Origin of the sequence: Bradyrhizobium sp. (assembly GCF_050014615.1) — a bacterium.
In the GTDB taxonomy this organism is placed as follows: domain Bacteria; phylum Pseudomonadota; class Alphaproteobacteria; order Rhizobiales; family Xanthobacteraceae; genus Bradyrhizobium.
Genome location: NZ_JBEKCZ010000047.1, coordinates 1 through 17,568, shown reverse-complemented (window position 1 = coordinate 17,568; position 17,568 = coordinate 1). Strand labels below are relative to the sequence as shown.

The following is a 17,568-nucleotide window of genomic DNA, read 5'->3' as shown; positions in this document are numbered from 1 at the left end:
CTGCCGACCGCGGCCGCCAAGGGCGATCGGGCCGGCAAGCCCGAGACCCCGATCTTATGCTGAACGACATTTACAACAAGCGGATCATCGAACTGGCCGGCAACATTCCCCGGCTTGGACGGTTGCCCGCGCCGGACGCCAGCGCCACGGCGCATTCCAAACTGTGCGGCTCGACCGTCAAGATCGACCTCACAATGGACGGCCCTGTTGTCACCGACTTCGCCCATGACGTGAAGGCCTGCGCGCTCGGCCAGGCCTCATCCTCGATCATGGCAAGCCATGTCGTCGGCTCGACGGCCAGCGAACTGCGCGAATTGCGCGAGACCGTCCGCAAGATGCTGAAGGAAAACGGCAGTCCGCCGCAAGGCAAATGGGCCGATATCGGCCTGCTCGAGCCGGTGCGCGATTACAAAGCGCGGCATGCCTCGACGATGCTGACCTTCGATGCCGTGGTCGATGCGATCGGCCAGATTGAAGCCAAGACCAAGCAAACGGCTTCGGCGCAGGGGTAACAACCTCCGGCCCGTCATGCCCGCGAACTCAGGGCATCCAGCACGCCGTGAATTCTGAAATGACCAAAACCGCCGCGGCGTACTGGATCATCCGCCTTCGCGGATGATGACATCCACCGGGGTCGCTACTTCGCCGGCATCGCCGCCGCGACGCCGCCGGTTGGAACCAGGGCCTCGGCGGTCTTGGTCGCTTTCACGGCTGGCGCGGCCGGCTCGCCGTCGGTGGCGCTGCTTCCAAAGCGATCCTGCACCGGCTTCGGTTGCAGCGCGGCGACCGGCGTAGAGCTGGCAACGCTGTCACTGCGCGGCAGCACTTCGGCGACGGCGTCGGTGGTCACGAGATTGGTCAGCCGCAATTCGGCCGGCGTCAGTTCGTGCAGATCCTCCCAGGGCGGCACGTTCAGCGCCAGCAACAGCAAGTCCCCCGCCCCGCCCATGTCGAACGTGTATTTGGCCAACCGGCCGATATCGCGTTCCACGATCATCATATCCTGCGCGGTGTAGCTAGCGGCCCTGGGATCATCGGCGCGGTCGCCCATCCAGATCTGATGCACCCGGACATGCGCCGTCGCGGGCACGTAACGGGTCTTGCCCGACAACAGCAGGAACACGCACATCGACTCGCAATAGGCGTCGGGCACGACACGGGCCCGATCGCCTTGATGGTCCCCTTGGGCAGTGTGATCCTGGACGCTGATGCCGACGGTGGTCAGCGCTCCCAGGGCACGCCAGCGCCGTCCGAGCGCGATGGAATCGTTTACCGAGCCGCCACTGGAATCCAGCACGATGGTCGTGCCGATGAGCTCGCGCCCGCGCGCGAATTCGTCGAACTCCTTTGGGCTATCGGCGGTCACGATGCCGACCGCGCTGACCCAGCCGCGACAATTCGGCTGACACGCAACCCAGTTGAAATGCATCGGCAGTTTGCGCTCTTCGAGGGTGACGGCGGCATGCGCCGAACCGCCGAGCAAAGCCGCGGCGCCAGGCAAAGCGAGACATAAAGCGGCGGCGCCGAGCAGCGCCCAGCCGCGCAAATCAAGCGACCTCATGAGCCTCAATTCGGTCCCTTCCCCAAGCCCCGGATACGAGCAGTGGCAATGGCCCCACTTCAACGCCACATGATTCTGTCACACAGGCGTTATGGAAAAGGTAACTCCGGCTGACCAAAGCGTCTATTAACATTTGCTGCACCGCGCTCCCATCGATGCGATATTTTGGCGGTGTGACTTCGCGGAACCGGTTCCGTGCATTGGAACCGTGCAAATGATGGCCTAACAACGAGCATCGCGCCTATGAAATATTCGCATTGCCCAGACTGCACCGGCACGGTGCAACGCCTGCCGCGCAATGCCGGGCGCGCGATGATCTGGATTTACCGGCACACGCTGTCGCCGCTGGTCGGTTACAACTGCCGGCATCTGCCGACCTGCTCGGTCTATGGCGACGAGGCGCTGGAGCGGTTCGGATTGTGGGGCGGCGGCTGGATGACGCTGGCGCGACTGTTGCGTTGCCAGCCCTGGGGCACCTCGGGGATCGACAATGTGCCGCTGACAAAGCCGCCGGGCGCACGCTGGTATTTGCCGTGGCGGTTCGGGCGCTGGCGCGGCGTCAACGCGCCCTAGGATTTTGCGCGGCTCCAGCCGGCTCTGCTGCAGCGCTTTCAGACGAACTGCGCATTGCTGCCACCCGGAACCGAAGCTTCGCCGCGGTATTGGTTTGATGTCTTCCAGGGAGGACATCCACGATGCGCTGGAAAATCAGCCACAGGGGGCACGATCCCCGCCAGATCGATCTGTTGGCCGCGCTGGCCCTCGTCCTTGTCATCGTCGCGGCCTGCCGATATTTCAGCGAAAGATCCCCCGCACCCGGCACCGCAAGCTTCATCGTGCCAAGCCAAAGCGTTCGCTGGTGAGACCACGGCTGTCGGCTGGAGCCGACGCCACGGCCGCGCCCTGAACTGTCTAAGGAGAACGTCTGGGATCCGCCGCTGCCGGCTGACGCGGCCGCTTGGGGCGCGCGGGTGGTGCCGGCTCGGCCGCTGGCGTGGCGTCGACGCTGCCCGAACCATCGGTGGGCAGCTTGACCGACAGCAGCAGGTTCGATTCATACGACCGCCATCGATAACCTATGCCGAAATCCATCGGCTGGCTGCGCCGGAACAGATCTGCATAGGACTGCTGGTATCGTCCGGGAAATTCGCCGATCGGACCGGCGTAGCGACCGAACGGGAAGAACCGCCATTTCTTCGGATTGTAGTCGTTGAGCGGAATGCCGGAATCGTCCTGGATGATGGTGGCGCTGTTGACGAGAATGAAATCGCGCACGGTCGAGAAATTGCCGGCGTGCAGCAGATAGGATGCGCTCTTGATCAGGCTGTTGCCGGGCGCCAGCGTTTCGCAGAATTTCAGGAAGCCTGAGCTCTTGACGCCGCTGTTGGAAAGATCGGTCGAGAAGTAATACAGCGTCTTTTGCTCGCCATCGCTGCCGGCGAACACGATCCGCACCCCGTGCGTGGCGTTCGGGCCGGGATTTTCGTTGGCGAAATACGCCGTCCCCTTGTCGTCGAGCGCGACCGGACTGACGTCGCGAATGGTCTTTCCCGAGCGCGCCAGGAACACATACAGGATCGGCAAGGTGCCGTTGAGCTGCCCGGCCCGCAGATCGACCTTCATCAGCTTGGTGATGAAGAAACTGAAGTTCAGGATCGAACCCATCGAATGTTCGACATTATTGAGCGCCGAGCCGAGGCCCCCGCGCGGCAATTTCATGAGATCGGGCACCGAGCCCGGCGGCTCGAGCGCGCTCAGCACATAGGTCGAGGCCTTGGAATAGAACGCGTTGGCGTAGAGAAAGTCCGGACCGCTGAACATGTAGAACATGGTGGGCCGCGGCGCCGACAGATTGGTGTCCGCCCAGGTCCGGATTTTCGAAAGCTGGCGCTGTTCAAGCTGCGCGAACGCGCTATCGAGGAATCTGGCGTGGTGCTGCCATGCCGGGTCTTTGGTCAGCGGCGTCAGCGGCGATTCCGCCGACGGCGCCATTCCCGCGAGGTATCGCGCGGTGTCGTTGGCGGTGACGGTATCGGCGGCACGCCCGGGCAGCACGGCGGCGAGGAGCATGGCGGCGGCGAGCGCCGCAATTTTCACGGGCTGAAGCATCTCTATTCGCGACCCGGGGATGCAATAACGGAGCCAGCGTCGGTCCGCTTGCGGAAAACGGCATAAATCAAAAGGCCTGAAATCATGATCAAAATACCCAGAAACGACTGCAACGGCCGGTCCGTCACAAGATAGTACATCATGAACAGGGTCACGAGCAGGAAAACCGCGGGGGTGACCGGGTATCCCCAGGCGCGATAGGGCCGCGGCAAATCGGGCTTCGTGATCCGCAGCTTGATGACGCCAAGCACGGTGAAAAACGAGCAGAACAACAGCGCGAACTGGATGAAATCCAGCACCGCCTCGAAACTGCGGGTGAACAGCATCAGGCTGGCGACCGCGAGCTGAAAAAGGATCGCGTAAACCGGCGCTCCCTGACCGGATTTACGGGCAAACAGCGCCAGGGCCGGAATGTCTTCCCCCATCGTCATCATGACGCGCGGGCCGATCCACATCATCGCGCTGATCGAAGACACCAGCCCGATGCAGATCATCGCGCCGACGATGCGGCCGCCGATTTCACCGAAGATGTAAGCGCCGGCAATGCGGGCGACATCGAGTTGCCCGGACAGTTTGTCGATCGGCGTGGTGTGCAGGAATACCGCGTTCAGCGCGACATACAGCAACAGCACGATCAGCGTCCCCGCCAGCATCGCCCGCGGCAGGTTTTGCTGCGGCATGTGCATCTCGCCGATGATGTAGGTCGCGGCATTCCACCCCGAAAACGAATACATCACGAAAACGAGCCCGATCGCGAATGGCGCGGTGGTGATGTAGCCGAATTCGGAAACGCCGGGCGCAAACGAGATCGGTTGCGGCGTGCCGACCACAACCCCCGCGATCAGGAAGGCCACGATCAGCACCACCTTTAAAATGGTCGCGACCAGTTGAAAGGTGCTGGAGTGCTTGACCCCGGTCAGTTGCACGATCGACACCAGCCAGACCGCACCGACCGCGAGCGCCAGCGGCGGGGCACCCGGCAGCACCGATTTGCCGTATTCGCCGAAGGCCATCGCCGCCAGCGCCACCGGCGCGGCGAAGCCGACCGTCGCCGACACCCAGCCCGCCAGAAATCCAAAGGCCGGATGAAAGGCGCGGCTCAGGAAATTGTACTCGCCGCTGGAACGCGGAAACATCGCGCCGAGTTCGCCGTAGGAAAACACCCCGCACAGCGCGACCACGCCGCCGACGGTCCATAGCAGCAGGATCGCAAAGCCCGAGGGGATGTCCTTGACCTGAAAGCCGAGGCTGGTGAAGACGCCGACGCCAACCATGTCGGCGACGACGATGGCGGTCGCCACCACCACCGAGACGGTGGATCCGCCGCCGGGCAGCCGGCTGGGCCATGCCGCGCTTCCCGTTTCCAGTGCCGCCATGTCAGTCCACGCTTCGGGGCGCCATGCCCCTGATTTTTTCATCGTGCAGGTTGACCCCTGCCAATTCAAGCAATGTTAACAATGATTTAAAACCGACATCAATTTGGTGTCCTGATACCTTTGCGGCGGGCCGAACACCCTCGCGCTATCTGTGTCGTTGCGAAAAGAAGGGGCGCAGCCCACAATCAGGACACGATTTTGTGTTCTTTGGACCGTTCCGGGAGTGGGGAGTATTCCCGGAAGGTTAACGTCGCCGCAACACTAGCGAGCTGACATACGCCGGTCGACGGCGATATTGGGGCAGTGGGTGGATGGTCGGAGCTACTCCGAAACTGGGGACATCTGATCGTGCGGGCCTGGTGATTTCGCCGGGCATGACGCGGCATAGGCGGCCCCAGGCTAGACCTCAGGCTGCTTGGCGCTGGATCGCCATTCTATCCGTTTTCGTCCCCCTCTCCTTCATTCTCGTTCAATGTGGCCAGGCGCCCAGCGCCGGCACCCTGGCGGCCAACGCGCAGGGCGCGGGCGACAATTTCGACGATCGCTTCCCGAAGCCCCAGTTCAGGGATCGCTTCCCGACCGCGAGTGAGAGCCTGGAGCAGCGTCAGCTCAACAACGACGTGTCCCTGAAACGCACCGCGCAGGCCGCTCCTGCTTCCGCACCCTACCGGGTTGCGTCATTGGCGCCGACGGTCCCCTATCAGCGGCCGCCGCGCGAAGACCAGACCACGCTGGTCAGCCTGAAATCCTCGGCGTTTCCGTATTTCGGCAACAATCCACACACCGACCAGCCGTTCCTGAACGTTTCGAATGGCGAGCGCCGCGGCCACCGCAGCTACAGCGGCCGGGTGCTGTGGCAGGACGAGACGTTCAACGACAACCGCGTCCTGATGCATGTCCCGGAGAATTTCGACATCCGCAAACCCGGCGTCATCGTCGTGTTCTTCCACGGCAACGGCGCGACGCTGGAGCGCGACGTGCGCGACCGGCAGCTGGTGCCGCAACAGATTACGGATTCCGGCGTCAACGCCGTGCTGCTGGCGCCGCAGCTTGCGGTCGATGCCGCCGATTCCAGCGCCGGCAAATTCTGGCAGCCGGGCGGGCTCAAGCGCTTCATCAACGAGTCAGCCGATCACCTCGCCGACCTCTACGGCGATCCCAATGCCGCCAGGGCGTTCGCGAATATGCCGGTCATCATCGTTGGCTACAGTGGCGGCTTTGTGCCGACGGCCTGGAGCCTGGAAGTCGGCGGCCTCGGCAATCGCGTGCGCGGCGTGTTCCTGCTCGATGCGGTCTATGGCGAATTGGACAAGTTCGCGTCCTGGGTCGAGCACAACCGGACCGGCTTTTTCGTCAGTTCCTATACGCATTACACCGCGCGGCACGACCACGAACTGATGCATATGATCAGGGAAAAAGGCATCGCGGTCTCCGAGGATATGGATGCACCGCTGCGGCCCGGCAGCGTGGTGTTCGTCGAGACCCCGGAAGGGGTGACGCATCGCAATTACGTCACCCAGGCATGGACCCACGATCCGGTCAGGGAGGTGCTGGTCAAGATGGCGTCGACACCGGCGCTGACCCGGGTTGCTGCCGGCACAGGTTCTTCACCCAGCCAATAACCCGGCCCGGCTGACGCGAAGATTCGATTTCTCGAATTTCAGTTTTACATTCTGGAGAAGCCGCGCGTCGTGATCAATGTCACCAGCGCCAGCGTGATAAAGGCCATCCCGACATATCCCGCATCGTACAACAGATCGCGCGCATACAGCACGCCGCCGATCGCCGAACCCACGGCCTGCCCGATATAGAGGACCGAGGTGTTGAGCGACACCGAGGCCGACGCCAGCGTCGGTGCCGCGCTGACGAGGCGAACCTGCTGCATCGAATTGGTCGAGGCGAACCCCAACCCCCAGATCACGACGGCGCAGGCCATCAGCGGATAGATGCCGGCGCCCAGCGCCCACACAGTCATGCCGGTCAGCATCAAGACCGTGAACAACAATGAGGTTTTGTAGGCGCCCCAGGAATCGACGATGCGGGTGGCAATCGTAATTCCGACCAGGCCGGACACGCCGTAGAGCCCAAATACCAGTCCCACCCCGCCCGAACCGACATGGGTCAATTTCGTCAACAATGGACCCATGAAGGTGAACACCACGAACTGCCCCGACATCTGCAGCGTCGTGATCAACAGCAGCACGAGTATCATCCGGTTGCGTCCGACATCGGCCCAGGTCTTGAGATCCACCCGCGCCCCGAGCAATCCTTTGGGCAGCCGCCATGCCAGCAGGCAAAAACTGACAGCGCCGATCGCGCCAATGCCGCCATAGACCGCACGCCAGCCGTAACGGCTGGCGACAACCGTCATCAGCGGCAGGCCGATCGCCGCCGCCAGCGACCATCCGAGAAACACATAGGCCATGGTGCTGCCGCGCTTTTCCGGTGACACGATCAGCGCGGCGGTCCCGGCCGCCTGCGGCGTGTAGAGAGCGCCGACCGCCAGCATGAGGATGCGGATGACCAGGAGGGTCGTATAGTCCGGCGCCAGCGCCGACGCGGCGTTGGTGAGGGCCAGCACCGCAAGCGTCGCCGTCAGCAGCGCGCGGCGCTCGACCCCGCTGGTCAGCCAGGCCGTCAACGGCGAGCCGACGCACATCATCGCGGCGCCGAAGGTGACCAGCAATCCCGCGGTGCGGACCGTGATGCCGAGGTCCGATGACAGTTCGATCAACATGCCCGCCGGCGCCAGCACCGAGCAGCCGGTGATAAGATTCCCCAACATCAGCGCGGTGGGAGCGAAACGGCGTCCGGCGTGGGAACCCTCGGGCAGGTTTTTCATGCAAATGCATGTAGGGCAGGCCGGCGCGGAATGAAAGAGCCGGAGCCGACTATTTCGAAAGACGTGTGGGGCTGCATTGCGCCGCCAATTTTCTCGCGAGGGCCGGATTGCACCGCGCGAATCCCCTGCTATACCGCTGCTTCCCGCTTACCTGCGCTCGTTCGCAGGAGTGAGCCACAGGAGACCAAAATGTCTGACGACAAGAAACCCGCGCCCGGATTCGTTTTCGGCCTGAGCAATCTGAAGCCCGTCGAATCCAGCACGATCGCCGTCACCTTCCCCGATGGCGCCAGGCGCGAATTCGCAAAGAACATCACCGGCCTCGATATCGCCAAGGGCATTTCGCCGTCGCTGGCCAAGCGCACGGTGGCGATGGCGCTCGACGGCGTGGTGGTCGATCTCGCCGACGCCATCGACCATGACGCCAAAATCGAATTCATCGCCCGCGACGATGCCCGCGCGCTGGAGCTGATCCGCCACGACGCCGCCCATGTGCTCGCCGAAGCCGTGCAGGCGCTGTGGCCGGGGACCCAGGTCACCATCGGCCCGGTGATCGAGAACGGCTTCTATTACGACTTCTTCCGCAACGAGCCGTTCACGCCGGAAGATTTTGCCGCGATCGAAAAGAAGATGCGCGAGATCATCGCGCGCGACAAACCCTTCACCCGGGACGTGTGGGATCGCGAAAAGACCAAGCAGGTGTTTCGCGACAAGGGCGAGAGTTTCAAGGTCGAGCTGGTCGATGCCATTCCCGGCGACGAGCCGATCAAGATCTACTATCAGGGCGACTGGTTCGATCTGTGCCGCGGGCCGCATATGACCTCGACCGGCAAGGTCGGAGGCGCCTTCAAACTGATGAAGGTCGCGGGCGCCTATTGGCGCGGCGACAGCAACAATCCGATGCTGACCCGCATCTACGGCACGGCGTTTGCCAAGCAGGAAGAGCTCGACGCTTATTTGAAGCAGATCGAGGAAGCCGAGAAGCGCGACCACCGCAAGCTCGGCCGCGAGCTCGATTTGTTTCACTTCCAGGAGGAAGGTCCCGGCGTGGTGTTCTGGCACGCCAAGGGCTGGACCATCTTCCAGGCGCTGGTCGCCTATATGCGCCGGCGTCTAACCGGCGACTACAGCGAGGTCAACGCGCCGCAGATTCTCGACAAGGTGCTGTGGGAAACCTCCGGCCACTGGGACTGGTATCGCGAGAACATGTTCGCCGCGCAATCCGCCGGCGACGAGGCCGAGGACAAGCGCTGGTTCGCGCTCAAGCCGATGAACTGTCCCGGCCATGTGCAGATCTTCAAGCATGGCCTGAAAAGCTACCGCGACCTGCCGCTGCGGCTGGCCGAATTCGGCGTCGTGCATCGCTATGAACCGTCGGGCGCGATGCACGGGCTGATGCGGGTGCGCGGCTTTACCCAGGACGACGCCCATGTGTTCTGCACCGAAGCGCAACTCGCCGACGAATGCCTCAAGATCAACGATCTGATCCTGTCGACCTATGCGGATTTCGGCTTCGAAGGGGAACTCACGGTGAAGCTTTCGACCCGGCCGGAGAAGCGCGTCGGCACCGACGAGATGTGGGATCATGCCGAGCGCGTGATGGCGACGGTGCTCTCGCAGATCGAGGCGCAAGGCCACAACCACCGCATCAAGACCGCGATCAATCTCGGCGAAGGCGCGTTCTACGGCCCGAAATTCGAATATGTGCTGCGCGACGCCATCGGCCGCGACTGGCAATGCGGCACCACCCAGGTCGACTTCAACCTGCCGGAGCGTTTTGGGGCGTTCTACATCGATGCCGACGGCTCGAAGAAAACCCCGGTCATGGTGCATCGCGCGATCTGCGGCTCGATGGAACGCTTCATCGGCATCCTGATCGAGCATTTCGCAGGCAATTTCCCGCTCTGGCTGGCGCCGATCCAGGTCGTCGTCACCACCATCACCTCGGAAGGCGATGAATACGCCAAGGTGGTCGCGGCGGCGGCGCGGCGCGCCGGCCTGCGTGTCGAGATCGATCTGCGCAACGAGAAGATCAACTACAAGGTCCGCGAGCACTCGCTGGCGAAAATTCCGGCATTGCTGGTGGTCGGCAAGAAGGAAGCCGAGAGCCATTCGGTTTCGATCCGGCGATTGGGCAGCGACGGGCAAAAGGTATTGCCGACCGGTGAAGCGCTGGCCGCGCTGGTCGACGAAGCCACCCCGCCCGATGTGAAACGGGCGAACGCGGCATAGATTAGAGACCTACTAAATAGCGACGCTTGCCAACGCCTTGGGATCACCCGATATGCCGCTTGGCTGCGAAGCGACACAGATCATGGAATACCTATGCCCGACGCTATCGACCTCTTGAAAATCCGCCGCTCGGTGAAACCGCGCGAGATGAGCGGTCCCGGCCCCTCACCGGCCGAGCTCGACACCATCCTGACCATCGGCGCCCGGGTGCCCGATCATGGCAAGCTGACGCCGTGGCGCTTTATCGTATTCGAAGGCGATGCGCGCGCGCGCGCCGGCGAGGTGATCGCGCAGGTCTTCGCCGGCAAGAATCCTGCCGCCCTCCAGACCGAGATCGAGATCGAAAAGCGCCGGCTGATGGATGCGCCGCTGGTGATCGCGGTGGTTAGTTTTACCAGGCCGCATCCCAAAGTGCCGCCGTGGGAACAGGAACTGTCCGCCGGCGCCAGCGCGATGAATATCGTCACCGCCGCGACCGCGCTGGGTTACGGCGCGAACTGGCTGACCGGCTGGTTCGCGTTCGATCGCGACGTGCTCACCGGGCTCGGCGTGAAGGCGGACGAGAAACTCGCCGGCTTCATCCATATCGGCACGCCATCGAAGCCGAGCGAAGACCGCCCGCGCCCGGCACTGGCCGATATCGTGACGCGGTTCTGAAAGACGCGCATGAGCTGCCGAGGTTGATGTAGTATCGTCATGCCCGGACTTGATCCGGGCATCCATCTCACTTCGCAAAAGCTTTTTCAAGATGGATTGCCGGGTCAAGCCCGGCAATGACGATCGTATCACGCCGCCTGCGAGGCGCGCCGGCCAAACCTCGCCAGCAGCGCTTGAACCTCGGCCGCCGGTTTCGCCGCGCTGAACAGGAAGCCCTGCACCTCGTTGCAGCCTTCGGCGCGCAACCAGTCGAGCTGGTCGACGGTTTCCACGCCTTCCGCTGTCGTAGTGATATTCAGGCTGCGACCAAGACCGGAGATCGCCCGCACGATCGCAACGCAATCGGAACGCTCCGCGATGTCCTTGATGAAGGAGCGATCGATCTTGATCTTGTCGAACGGAAAGCTCCTGAGATAGCTCAGGCTGGAATAGCCGGTGCCGAAATCGTCCATCGAGATGCTGATGCCAAGCCCGCGCAACTGATGCAGGATCGCGAGATTGGCCTCGGTTTCCGCCAGGAACAGCGATTCGGTAATCTCGAGTTCGAGCCGCAACGGCGACAATCCGGAATGCGCCAGCGCCGAGATCACGGCCTGGACCAGATTGCGGCTGCGAAACTGCACCGGCGACAGATTGACCGCGACCTTGACGTCCGCGGGCCATTTCGCGGCTTCGGTGCAGGCCTCCCGCAACACCCACTCGCCCAATGCTACGATCAGCCCGATATCCTCGGCGACCGGAATGAAATCCGCCGGCGAGATCATGCCCTTTTCGGGGTGACGCCAGCGCAGCAGCGATTCAAAGCCGCTGATGCGGTCTGCGGCGATGTCCACCAGCGGCTGATAATGAAGTTCAAACTCGCCGTTGGCGAAGGCGCGGCGCAGGTCCAGTTCCATGTCGCGGCGTTTTTGCGCCAGCCGGTCCATTTCCGGTTCGAAAAAGCGATGCACGCCGCCGCCGTCCGACTTCGCCCGGTACAGCGCCATGTCGGCGTTGCGCATCAATTCCTCGGAGGTCGCGCCGTCGCCGGGCGAAAGCGCGATGCCGACGCTGGCGCCGATCACCACCTCGATGCCGTCGATGTCATAGCTGGCGCTCAAGATCTGGATCAGCCTGGCCGCATGGTCGCTGGCCTCGTTCGGCGAAACATCGGAGGCCAGAATGACAGCAAACTCGTCACCGCCGAGCCGGGCAGCGAGATTGTTGCCGCGAATCTCCGACCTCAACCGGTCAGCCACCGCCTTCAGCAGGCGATCCCCCATCGGATGACCGAATGAATCGTTGACGTTCTTGAACAAATCGAGATCGACGCACAGCACCGCCACGCGCTTGTGGCCGGGCTGGCCCTGCTCCAGCGCCTGCCTGAGGCGGTCCTGGTAGAGCTCGCGGTTCGGCAGATTGGTCAGGCCGTCATGGTGCGCCATATGGGCGATCCGGGCCTCGGCCTTGTGCCGCTCGGTGATGTCGACGACGGCGACGAGATAGCCGTCACGTCCCTCGAACATCACGCGCCGTCCAAAGGTCAGCACATGAATCTCGCTGCCGTCGGCCTTGAGGTGCCGCCAGTTGCGGTCGGAATGATAGGTATCGCCGATCTGCTGCAGCGCCTCGGCGTGGGGTACCCATTCGTCCCTGGGCCAGATTTCCTGAAGCTTCATGCGCAGGAACGTCGCGCGGCTGTATCCGTAATGCTGCACGGCGGCGTCATTGACGCTGAGGAACCCCGTGGTCTCGGCATCGAACACCCACATCGGCATCGGGTTGTTGTCGAACAGCAGTCGAAACGACGCCTCACGCCTCCGCAGCGTGGTGACATCCGAAACCGTCAACGCGAGAATGTCGCCGAACGCCGTGGCCCCCAGTTTCAGGTTGCGATCGTCGCTGTCGATCTCGAACTGATCGCGGTTGCCGGTCTTGATGACAGCAAACAGGCGTTCGAGCACCTCCGGCGAGCACAACAGATTGCCCCCCGCGCTGAGCCGGCGCCATAGCAGGCCGGTCGACGGCACCTTGAGCAGCCGCGACGCGCCCTGATTGTGGTGGACGATCTGGAAATCGAACGGCTGCCCGCCGGAATCGCGAAGCGCCGCCAGCGACAGCACCCCCTCGTCGGTGGTAGAGAAAATCGCATCCAGCAGATTATATTGCGGAGCGCGCTCGTTGACATAGGCGCCGATCAGCGTGCCGCCCCAGCGTGACGACGTCGGCAGCGCCAGCACATCATAGGTCTGGACCAGGCCATCGCGCACCGAATGGGCAACGGCAAGATGCGGACGGCCGTTCGCAAGCGCATTGGCCGCGGCTTCGCCGAGCGCGGTGGCGCAATCGGGCGACAGCGCGCTCAGCGGAATGTCCCAACGGTCGTCGCCCAGCCATTTCTGGACGTATCTTCCGGTGCGCGATATTTCGAGGGTTTGATTATTATCCTTGATCAGGACGATATGGTCGGCGAGCCGGCCGAGGCTTCCCAGCATCACATCTTCATAGCGGGGCAGCTTTTCGCCGGGCCGCAGCGCGGCTTGCCACTTGCGCTGGAGAACCGGGACATCATCGAACATTTCGGCATTGAGTTTCCCCGATGATCTCTTGGCGGCAACCATGACAAACCCCACACCACGCAGACAGTCCGGCGCCATCCAGCGCAGCGGTACTTTAATGCGGTGTAAAAATTGCGGGAGCGGTGCGGCGAGCCGGCGATTATGACGGTTTTAAGTCACGCGATGGTTAGTGCGCATTAGCGACTATGACAGTCGTGCCGGGATTTATGACACGCGCATTCCACGGGACAAAAACTAGCGGGCGACGACCTCGACTTCGCCGTCGACGCCGTTGACGACGTTGAAGGGCCGCTCGTACACCTTGCCCTCGTTCTTGGCGATAGCGCGATATTCGCCTTCGGACAGCACGACGCGGGGGAATGCGCCGATCGATTCCTTGATGACGTCGCCGCCCGGCGTGATCACCGACCATGCCGTGTTCGCGAGCGCTTCGCCGCCCTTGTCGCTGACCAGCTTCAGGGTGATGACCGCCGCGCGATGGGTGATAATCACATCGGTCAGCTTGCCGGCCTGGACCCGGATATCCGAGCGCACCACGGAATTGGCATCGCCGTAGTTGGAGATGATGTAGTAGGTCCCCTCCGGCACCAACGCGACGTCGCCGGCCGCGACGTTCGGCACCAGCGAGGCGCGCTCGCCGACTTCGAACTGGCTGCCCTTGTAGATCGCGAACGAAATCTGGTTCTGCGGAATCCTTGACGTGCCGACGCGGCCTTCGATGCGCAGGCCGCCCGCCGGAAGCAGGAACGATTCGCGGTCGGTCTCGGCCTTCAAGGTCACCGGCCGCACCGCGCTGACCAGTCCAAGCGCGACATGGATCACATAGCCGCCGGGCGGCAGCACGATATTCGGCGTCGCGCCGCGGTCCTCGCGAATGAGTTTGAACGTGCCGGTGGTCTCGTCCGGACGGTCTGAAAACACCCGCCACACCAGCCCGTTGTTGATGACCGGCAGGTCCTTGCCGTAACGCGCCGTCAGCGCCAGCACCGCCTGGCCGGGCGCCGCGGCGCCGAGCGGTGCGACCACCGGCGGCACGGTGGCGATCGACGGCGGCGGGGCGATGGACGGTTGCGTCACAGGTGCGGGCAGATTGGGCATCGATGCCGGGCCGGACGGCGGGGCGAGATTCATCGCCGGCCCTGCCGGGACTTCCGGGACCGATGCCGGCGGCACCGGCGGCGGCCGGTCGGTGAACATCTGTGCCGAAACGGCGGCCGGAAAGGAAAGGACCAGCGTTGCAGCGAGCGCAATCGCCGCGAGCCGGCGTCTGCTCCGCCAAAACCCGTTGGCACTGCTGGTACCGTTACTTCCGATCGTCATGACCGATGCTTTTCACTGAAAACGCGGCAAATTCAAGCCTCAATGACCAGGGGATGGCGGTCCGGGGAACCGGCAGGGAACCCGGACGTTACTTTTGGGAATTGCGTCCCCCGCCACAATCCCTCCCTCATCCGCGGCATAAACCATGCTTATGGTAGATTCTGGCGGGTTCAAACCGCAGCAGATAGCCTTTGGTTTAGAGTCCTTGGGTTAGAGTCTCGGACTCCCAGGAGATTGCTACGGTGCTGGAAAATCTGATCGGGCGCGGCCAAAACGGCCCCAATGGCGGCGACCGAGTGGGGCTCGGCAGCGTCAGGCGACCGGTGATCGGACTGGCGCTGGGCGGCGGCGCCGCCCGCGGATTTGCCCATATCGGTATCATCAGGACGCTGATCGCCCATGGCATCGTTCCCAATGTCGTGGTCGGCACCTCGATCGGCGCGGTGGTCGGGGGCGCCTATGCCGCGGGGCAACTCGACACGCTGGAGGAATGGGCGCGCAGCCTGCAGCCGCGCAATATCCTGGGCTATCTGGATATCCGCCTCAACGGCTCGGGCCTGATCGGCGGCGACAAGCTTGCCACGCAGCTGGAGGCCGCACTCGGCCAGACCCTGATCGAGGACCTGCCGCTGAAATTTGCGACCGTGGCGACAGAAATCCGCACCGGCCACGAGATCTGGCTGACCCATGGCCGGATGGTCGACGCCATGCGCGCCTCCTATGCGCTGCCGGGGATATTCGCGCCGGTGCTGGCGGGCGACCGCTGGCTGGTCGATGGCGCGCTGGTCAATCCAGTGCCGGTGTCGGCGGCGCGCGCGCTTGGCGCGGAAATCGTGATCGCCGCCAACCTTTCAAGCGACGTGTTTACGCACAGCACCACGATCTATTCCCACGGCGCGTCGGCCGCCGTGGTGGAGACCCCGATCGAACCCGCGCCGCCGAAACGCGGCCTCGGCCGGTTGTTTTCCGCCGAACGCACCGTGAAGCGCGAATTCTTCGGCGGCGGCGGACGGCCGGGCATCTCGACCGTAATGGTCGATGCCTTCAACATCATGCAGGATCGCATCACCCGCGCGCGCCTCGCCGGCGATCCGCCCGATCTGTTGATCTCGCCCCGGGTCGGTCAAATCGGCTGGTTTGATTTCCACCGCGCCGACGATCTGATCGCGCATGGCGCGCGCGCCGCCGAGCGCGCCATCGTCTCGATCCAGGAAGCCATCCACATTCTGGCACCGGGGTCGATCGAGAAGCCGCCGACGATCGACAAGGCGCCGTGAATTAAGCGGTCTTGATATAGTCGCGCAGCGCTTCCTGTTCCTGCTCGTATTCCCGTACCCGCCATTTGACGATGTCGCCGATCGAAATCAGGCCAACCACCCGCTCGCCGTCGAGCACCGGCAGATGCCTGAACTTTCCGAGCGTCATCATTTCCATGATCGCGGCGACCGTGTCGGACTGCTTGCAGCTGATGACCTTGCGGGTCATGACCGCGCTGACGGGCTCATCGAGCACCGCCGCGCCGCGTTCGCCGAGCACGCGCACGATATCGCGCTCCGACAGGATACCTTCGATGCGGCCCTTGCTCATCGCCAGCACCGCGCCGATCTTGCGTTCCGACAAAATCCTGATGGCGTCGGAAAGCTTCGCGTCCGGCTCGACGCTCTGGATCTGATGACCTTTGGAATCGAGAATTGCACGTACCGTCATTGTCGCCTCCTTGAAGCCGATCGCGCCCTTGAACGAGCGCAGTCTTGTTCACTTGAGTCTGCAATCAACAGTTCAGCGCCGGTTTCGTTGCGGGCGCATTCGGCGAGCACGGCTTTCTGAGCACATTCGCGGGCTCACGCCGTGTCGCATCATGGCGAGATGATGGATGAAATCGCGATGCGCCGCAAGCTAAGGATCAGCCGCGGTTCGATACGTCGTGGGACGACGCATCTGCAGCATGGACGGTGCGCGGCACCGGATCGAACAGCGAAAACAGCAAAAGGCCGGCAAGAAAGCCGCCAATATGCGCCTGCCAGGCGACGCTGGCGCCGTCGGCGCCGATGGCAATCGATCCGACGCCGAAGATGATATTGACGGCGAACCAGATGCCGAGAAAGGCCAGCACGCGGCCGTTGCGCAGGGCGCGCATCAGCGACAGCGCCGGCACCCTTGCCGCGGCATCGGCGTCGCCGCGGTTGAACGACAGGAAGCTGCCTCTCACAAAGGCAAAGCGGATGGCGGCCGCCATGGTGCCGGACACCGACGCCGAGGCGCCGATCATCGGCGCCACCGCATGCTCATGGGTGACAAGATGCGCCAGCGCGCCGGCGGCCGCCGTCACCGCCATGAACAGGAAGAACCGGATCGCGCCAAAGCGGCGCGCCAGCGCGCTGCCAAACGGCAACAGCCACAGCACATTGAACCCGATATGGCTGAGATTGGCGTGCAGCAGCGAATAAGTCACAAAGCTCCAGACCTTGGCGCCCTCGCCGCCGGGAAAGTCGATCGCCAACAGCGTCGAATCGTAGCGCTTTGGAATGAAGCCGAAGACATCGATGGTCCAGTTTTCCAGATCCGGCGGCAGCAGCACGCGCAGGTGAATCACCGCCAGCAGCGCGACATAGGCGGTCAGGGCGCCGGGCAGCGTCAGGATCGGTTCGCGCGGCGGAGCCGGCAGCAGTTCAGGTGCGGATTCCGGTGGCGATTCCAAGGGGGTCGAAGACCTCAAGCGACGGCTCACGCGAGCGATTGGGCCCAATTAGGCGGCTTGGCGCCGCGGCGCAAGGACGGCATGGCCGCAAGCTGTCAAATCCATAAGAAAAAGGGAGGGCTCTGAGGAACCCTCCCTTGTCTGTGCTGACCTTTCGCGCAAAGAGCCCCGGGGTGACATCCCCACCCCTCCCCGCGCGATGACCAAATCTGTCT

15 protein-coding genes are annotated in these 17,568 nt (G+C 63.3%); 7 read left to right on the top strand and 8 right to left on the bottom strand.

Annotated features, from left to right (window positions below; translation table 11 throughout):
* Positions 1–56 precede the first annotated feature (56 nt).
* Positions 57–512: an iron-sulfur cluster assembly scaffold protein gene (locus ABR948_RS10310; RefSeq protein WP_428116737.1), complete on the top strand. Its 456-nt coding sequence runs from the start codon at positions 57–59 to the stop codon at positions 510–512.
* Between the two features lie 125 nt (positions 513–637).
* Here the strand turns inward: ABR948_RS10310 and ABR948_RS10305 are convergent, their stop codons facing one another.
* Positions 638–1,570, bottom strand: coding sequence for a COG3904 family protein (locus tag ABR948_RS10305; RefSeq protein WP_428116735.1), 933 nt, complete (start codon positions 1,568–1,570; stop codon positions 638–640).
* A 234-nt stretch (positions 1,571–1,804) separates the two neighbouring features.
* Here ABR948_RS10305 and yidD point away from each other — a divergent pair, with 234 nt between their 5' ends.
* Together yidD and ABR948_RS10295 are read left to right on the top strand one after the other, a co-directional pair.
* A complete protein-coding gene (yidD, locus tag ABR948_RS10300) occupies positions 1,805–2,134 on the top strand; it encodes a membrane protein insertion efficiency factor YidD (protein ID WP_428116732.1) in 330 nt (109 codons plus the stop codon).
* A gap of 122 nt (positions 2,135–2,256) precedes the next feature.
* A complete protein-coding gene (locus tag ABR948_RS10295; RefSeq protein ID WP_428116730.1) occupies positions 2,257–2,424 on the top strand; it encodes a hypothetical protein in 168 nt (55 codons plus the stop codon).
* A 49-nt stretch (positions 2,425–2,473) separates the two neighbouring features.
* On the opposite strand, the gene ABR948_RS10290 is transcribed toward ABR948_RS10295, so the two are convergent.
* Positions 2,474–3,670, bottom strand: a complete 1,197-nt coding sequence (locus ABR948_RS10290) for a hypothetical protein (protein ID WP_428116727.1) — start codon at positions 3,668–3,670, stop codon at positions 2,474–2,476.
* A 2-nt stretch (positions 3,671–3,672) separates the two neighbouring features.
* Positions 3,673–5,046 (bottom strand): APC family permease, encoded by a 1,374-nt coding sequence (locus ABR948_RS10285; RefSeq protein WP_428116725.1) that lies wholly within the window; start codon positions 5,044–5,046, stop codon positions 3,673–3,675.
* Positions 5,047–5,357: 311 nt separating this feature from the next.
* Between ABR948_RS10285 and ABR948_RS10280 the strand changes: the two genes are divergently transcribed.
* Complete coding sequence (locus tag ABR948_RS10280) at positions 5,358–6,668, top strand: cupin domain-containing protein (protein ID WP_428116723.1); 1,311 nt, start codon at positions 5,358–5,360, stop codon at positions 6,666–6,668.
* Between the two features lie 44 nt (positions 6,669–6,712).
* Here ABR948_RS10280 and ABR948_RS10275 read toward each other — a convergent pair whose 3' ends face one another.
* Entirely contained in the window at positions 6,713–7,888 is a 1,176-nt protein-coding gene (locus ABR948_RS10275; protein WP_428116720.1) for an MFS transporter, read from the bottom strand.
* 189 nt (positions 7,889–8,077) lie between these two features.
* On the opposite strand from ABR948_RS10275, the gene thrS reads away from it, so the two are divergent.
* Together thrS and ABR948_RS10265 are read left to right on the top strand one after the other, a co-directional pair.
* Positions 8,078–10,120, top strand: a complete 2,043-nt coding sequence (gene thrS, locus ABR948_RS10270; RefSeq protein ID WP_428116718.1) for a threonine--tRNA ligase — start codon at positions 8,078–8,080, stop codon at positions 10,118–10,120.
* Positions 10,121–10,213: 93 nt separating this feature from the next.
* On the top strand, positions 10,214–10,777 hold the full coding sequence (locus ABR948_RS10265; protein ID WP_428116716.1) for a nitroreductase family protein: 564 nt from the start codon (positions 10,214–10,216) through the stop codon (positions 10,775–10,777).
* 128 nt (positions 10,778–10,905) lie between these two features.
* Here the strand turns inward: ABR948_RS10265 and ABR948_RS10260 are convergent, their stop codons facing one another.
* Together ABR948_RS10260 and ABR948_RS10255 are read right to left on the bottom strand one after the other, a co-directional pair.
* Positions 10,906–13,377 (bottom strand): putative bifunctional diguanylate cyclase/phosphodiesterase, encoded by a 2,472-nt coding sequence (locus ABR948_RS10260; protein WP_428116714.1) that lies wholly within the window; start codon positions 13,375–13,377, stop codon positions 10,906–10,908.
* A gap of 192 nt (positions 13,378–13,569) precedes the next feature.
* On the bottom strand, positions 13,570–14,655 hold the full coding sequence (locus tag ABR948_RS10255) for an RgsD C-terminal domain-containing protein (RefSeq protein WP_428116711.1): 1,086 nt from the start codon (positions 14,653–14,655) through the stop codon (positions 13,570–13,572).
* A gap of 242 nt (positions 14,656–14,897) precedes the next feature.
* Between ABR948_RS10255 and ABR948_RS10250 the strand changes: the two genes are divergently transcribed.
* Positions 14,898–15,932, top strand: coding sequence for a patatin-like phospholipase family protein (locus ABR948_RS10250; protein ID WP_428116709.1), 1,035 nt, complete (start codon positions 14,898–14,900; stop codon positions 15,930–15,932).
* 1 nt (position 15,933) lies between these two features.
* Here ABR948_RS10250 and ABR948_RS10245 read toward each other — a convergent pair whose 3' ends face one another.
* Both ABR948_RS10245 and ABR948_RS10240 read right to left on the bottom strand, forming a co-directional pair.
* On the bottom strand, positions 15,934–16,362 hold the full coding sequence (locus ABR948_RS10245; protein WP_428116706.1) for a CBS domain-containing protein: 429 nt from the start codon (positions 16,360–16,362) through the stop codon (positions 15,934–15,936).
* A gap of 196 nt (positions 16,363–16,558) precedes the next feature.
* Positions 16,559–17,371, bottom strand: coding sequence for a rhomboid family intramembrane serine protease (locus tag ABR948_RS10240; protein WP_428116703.1), 813 nt, complete (start codon positions 17,369–17,371; stop codon positions 16,559–16,561).
* Positions 17,372–17,568: the final 197 nt, after the last annotated feature.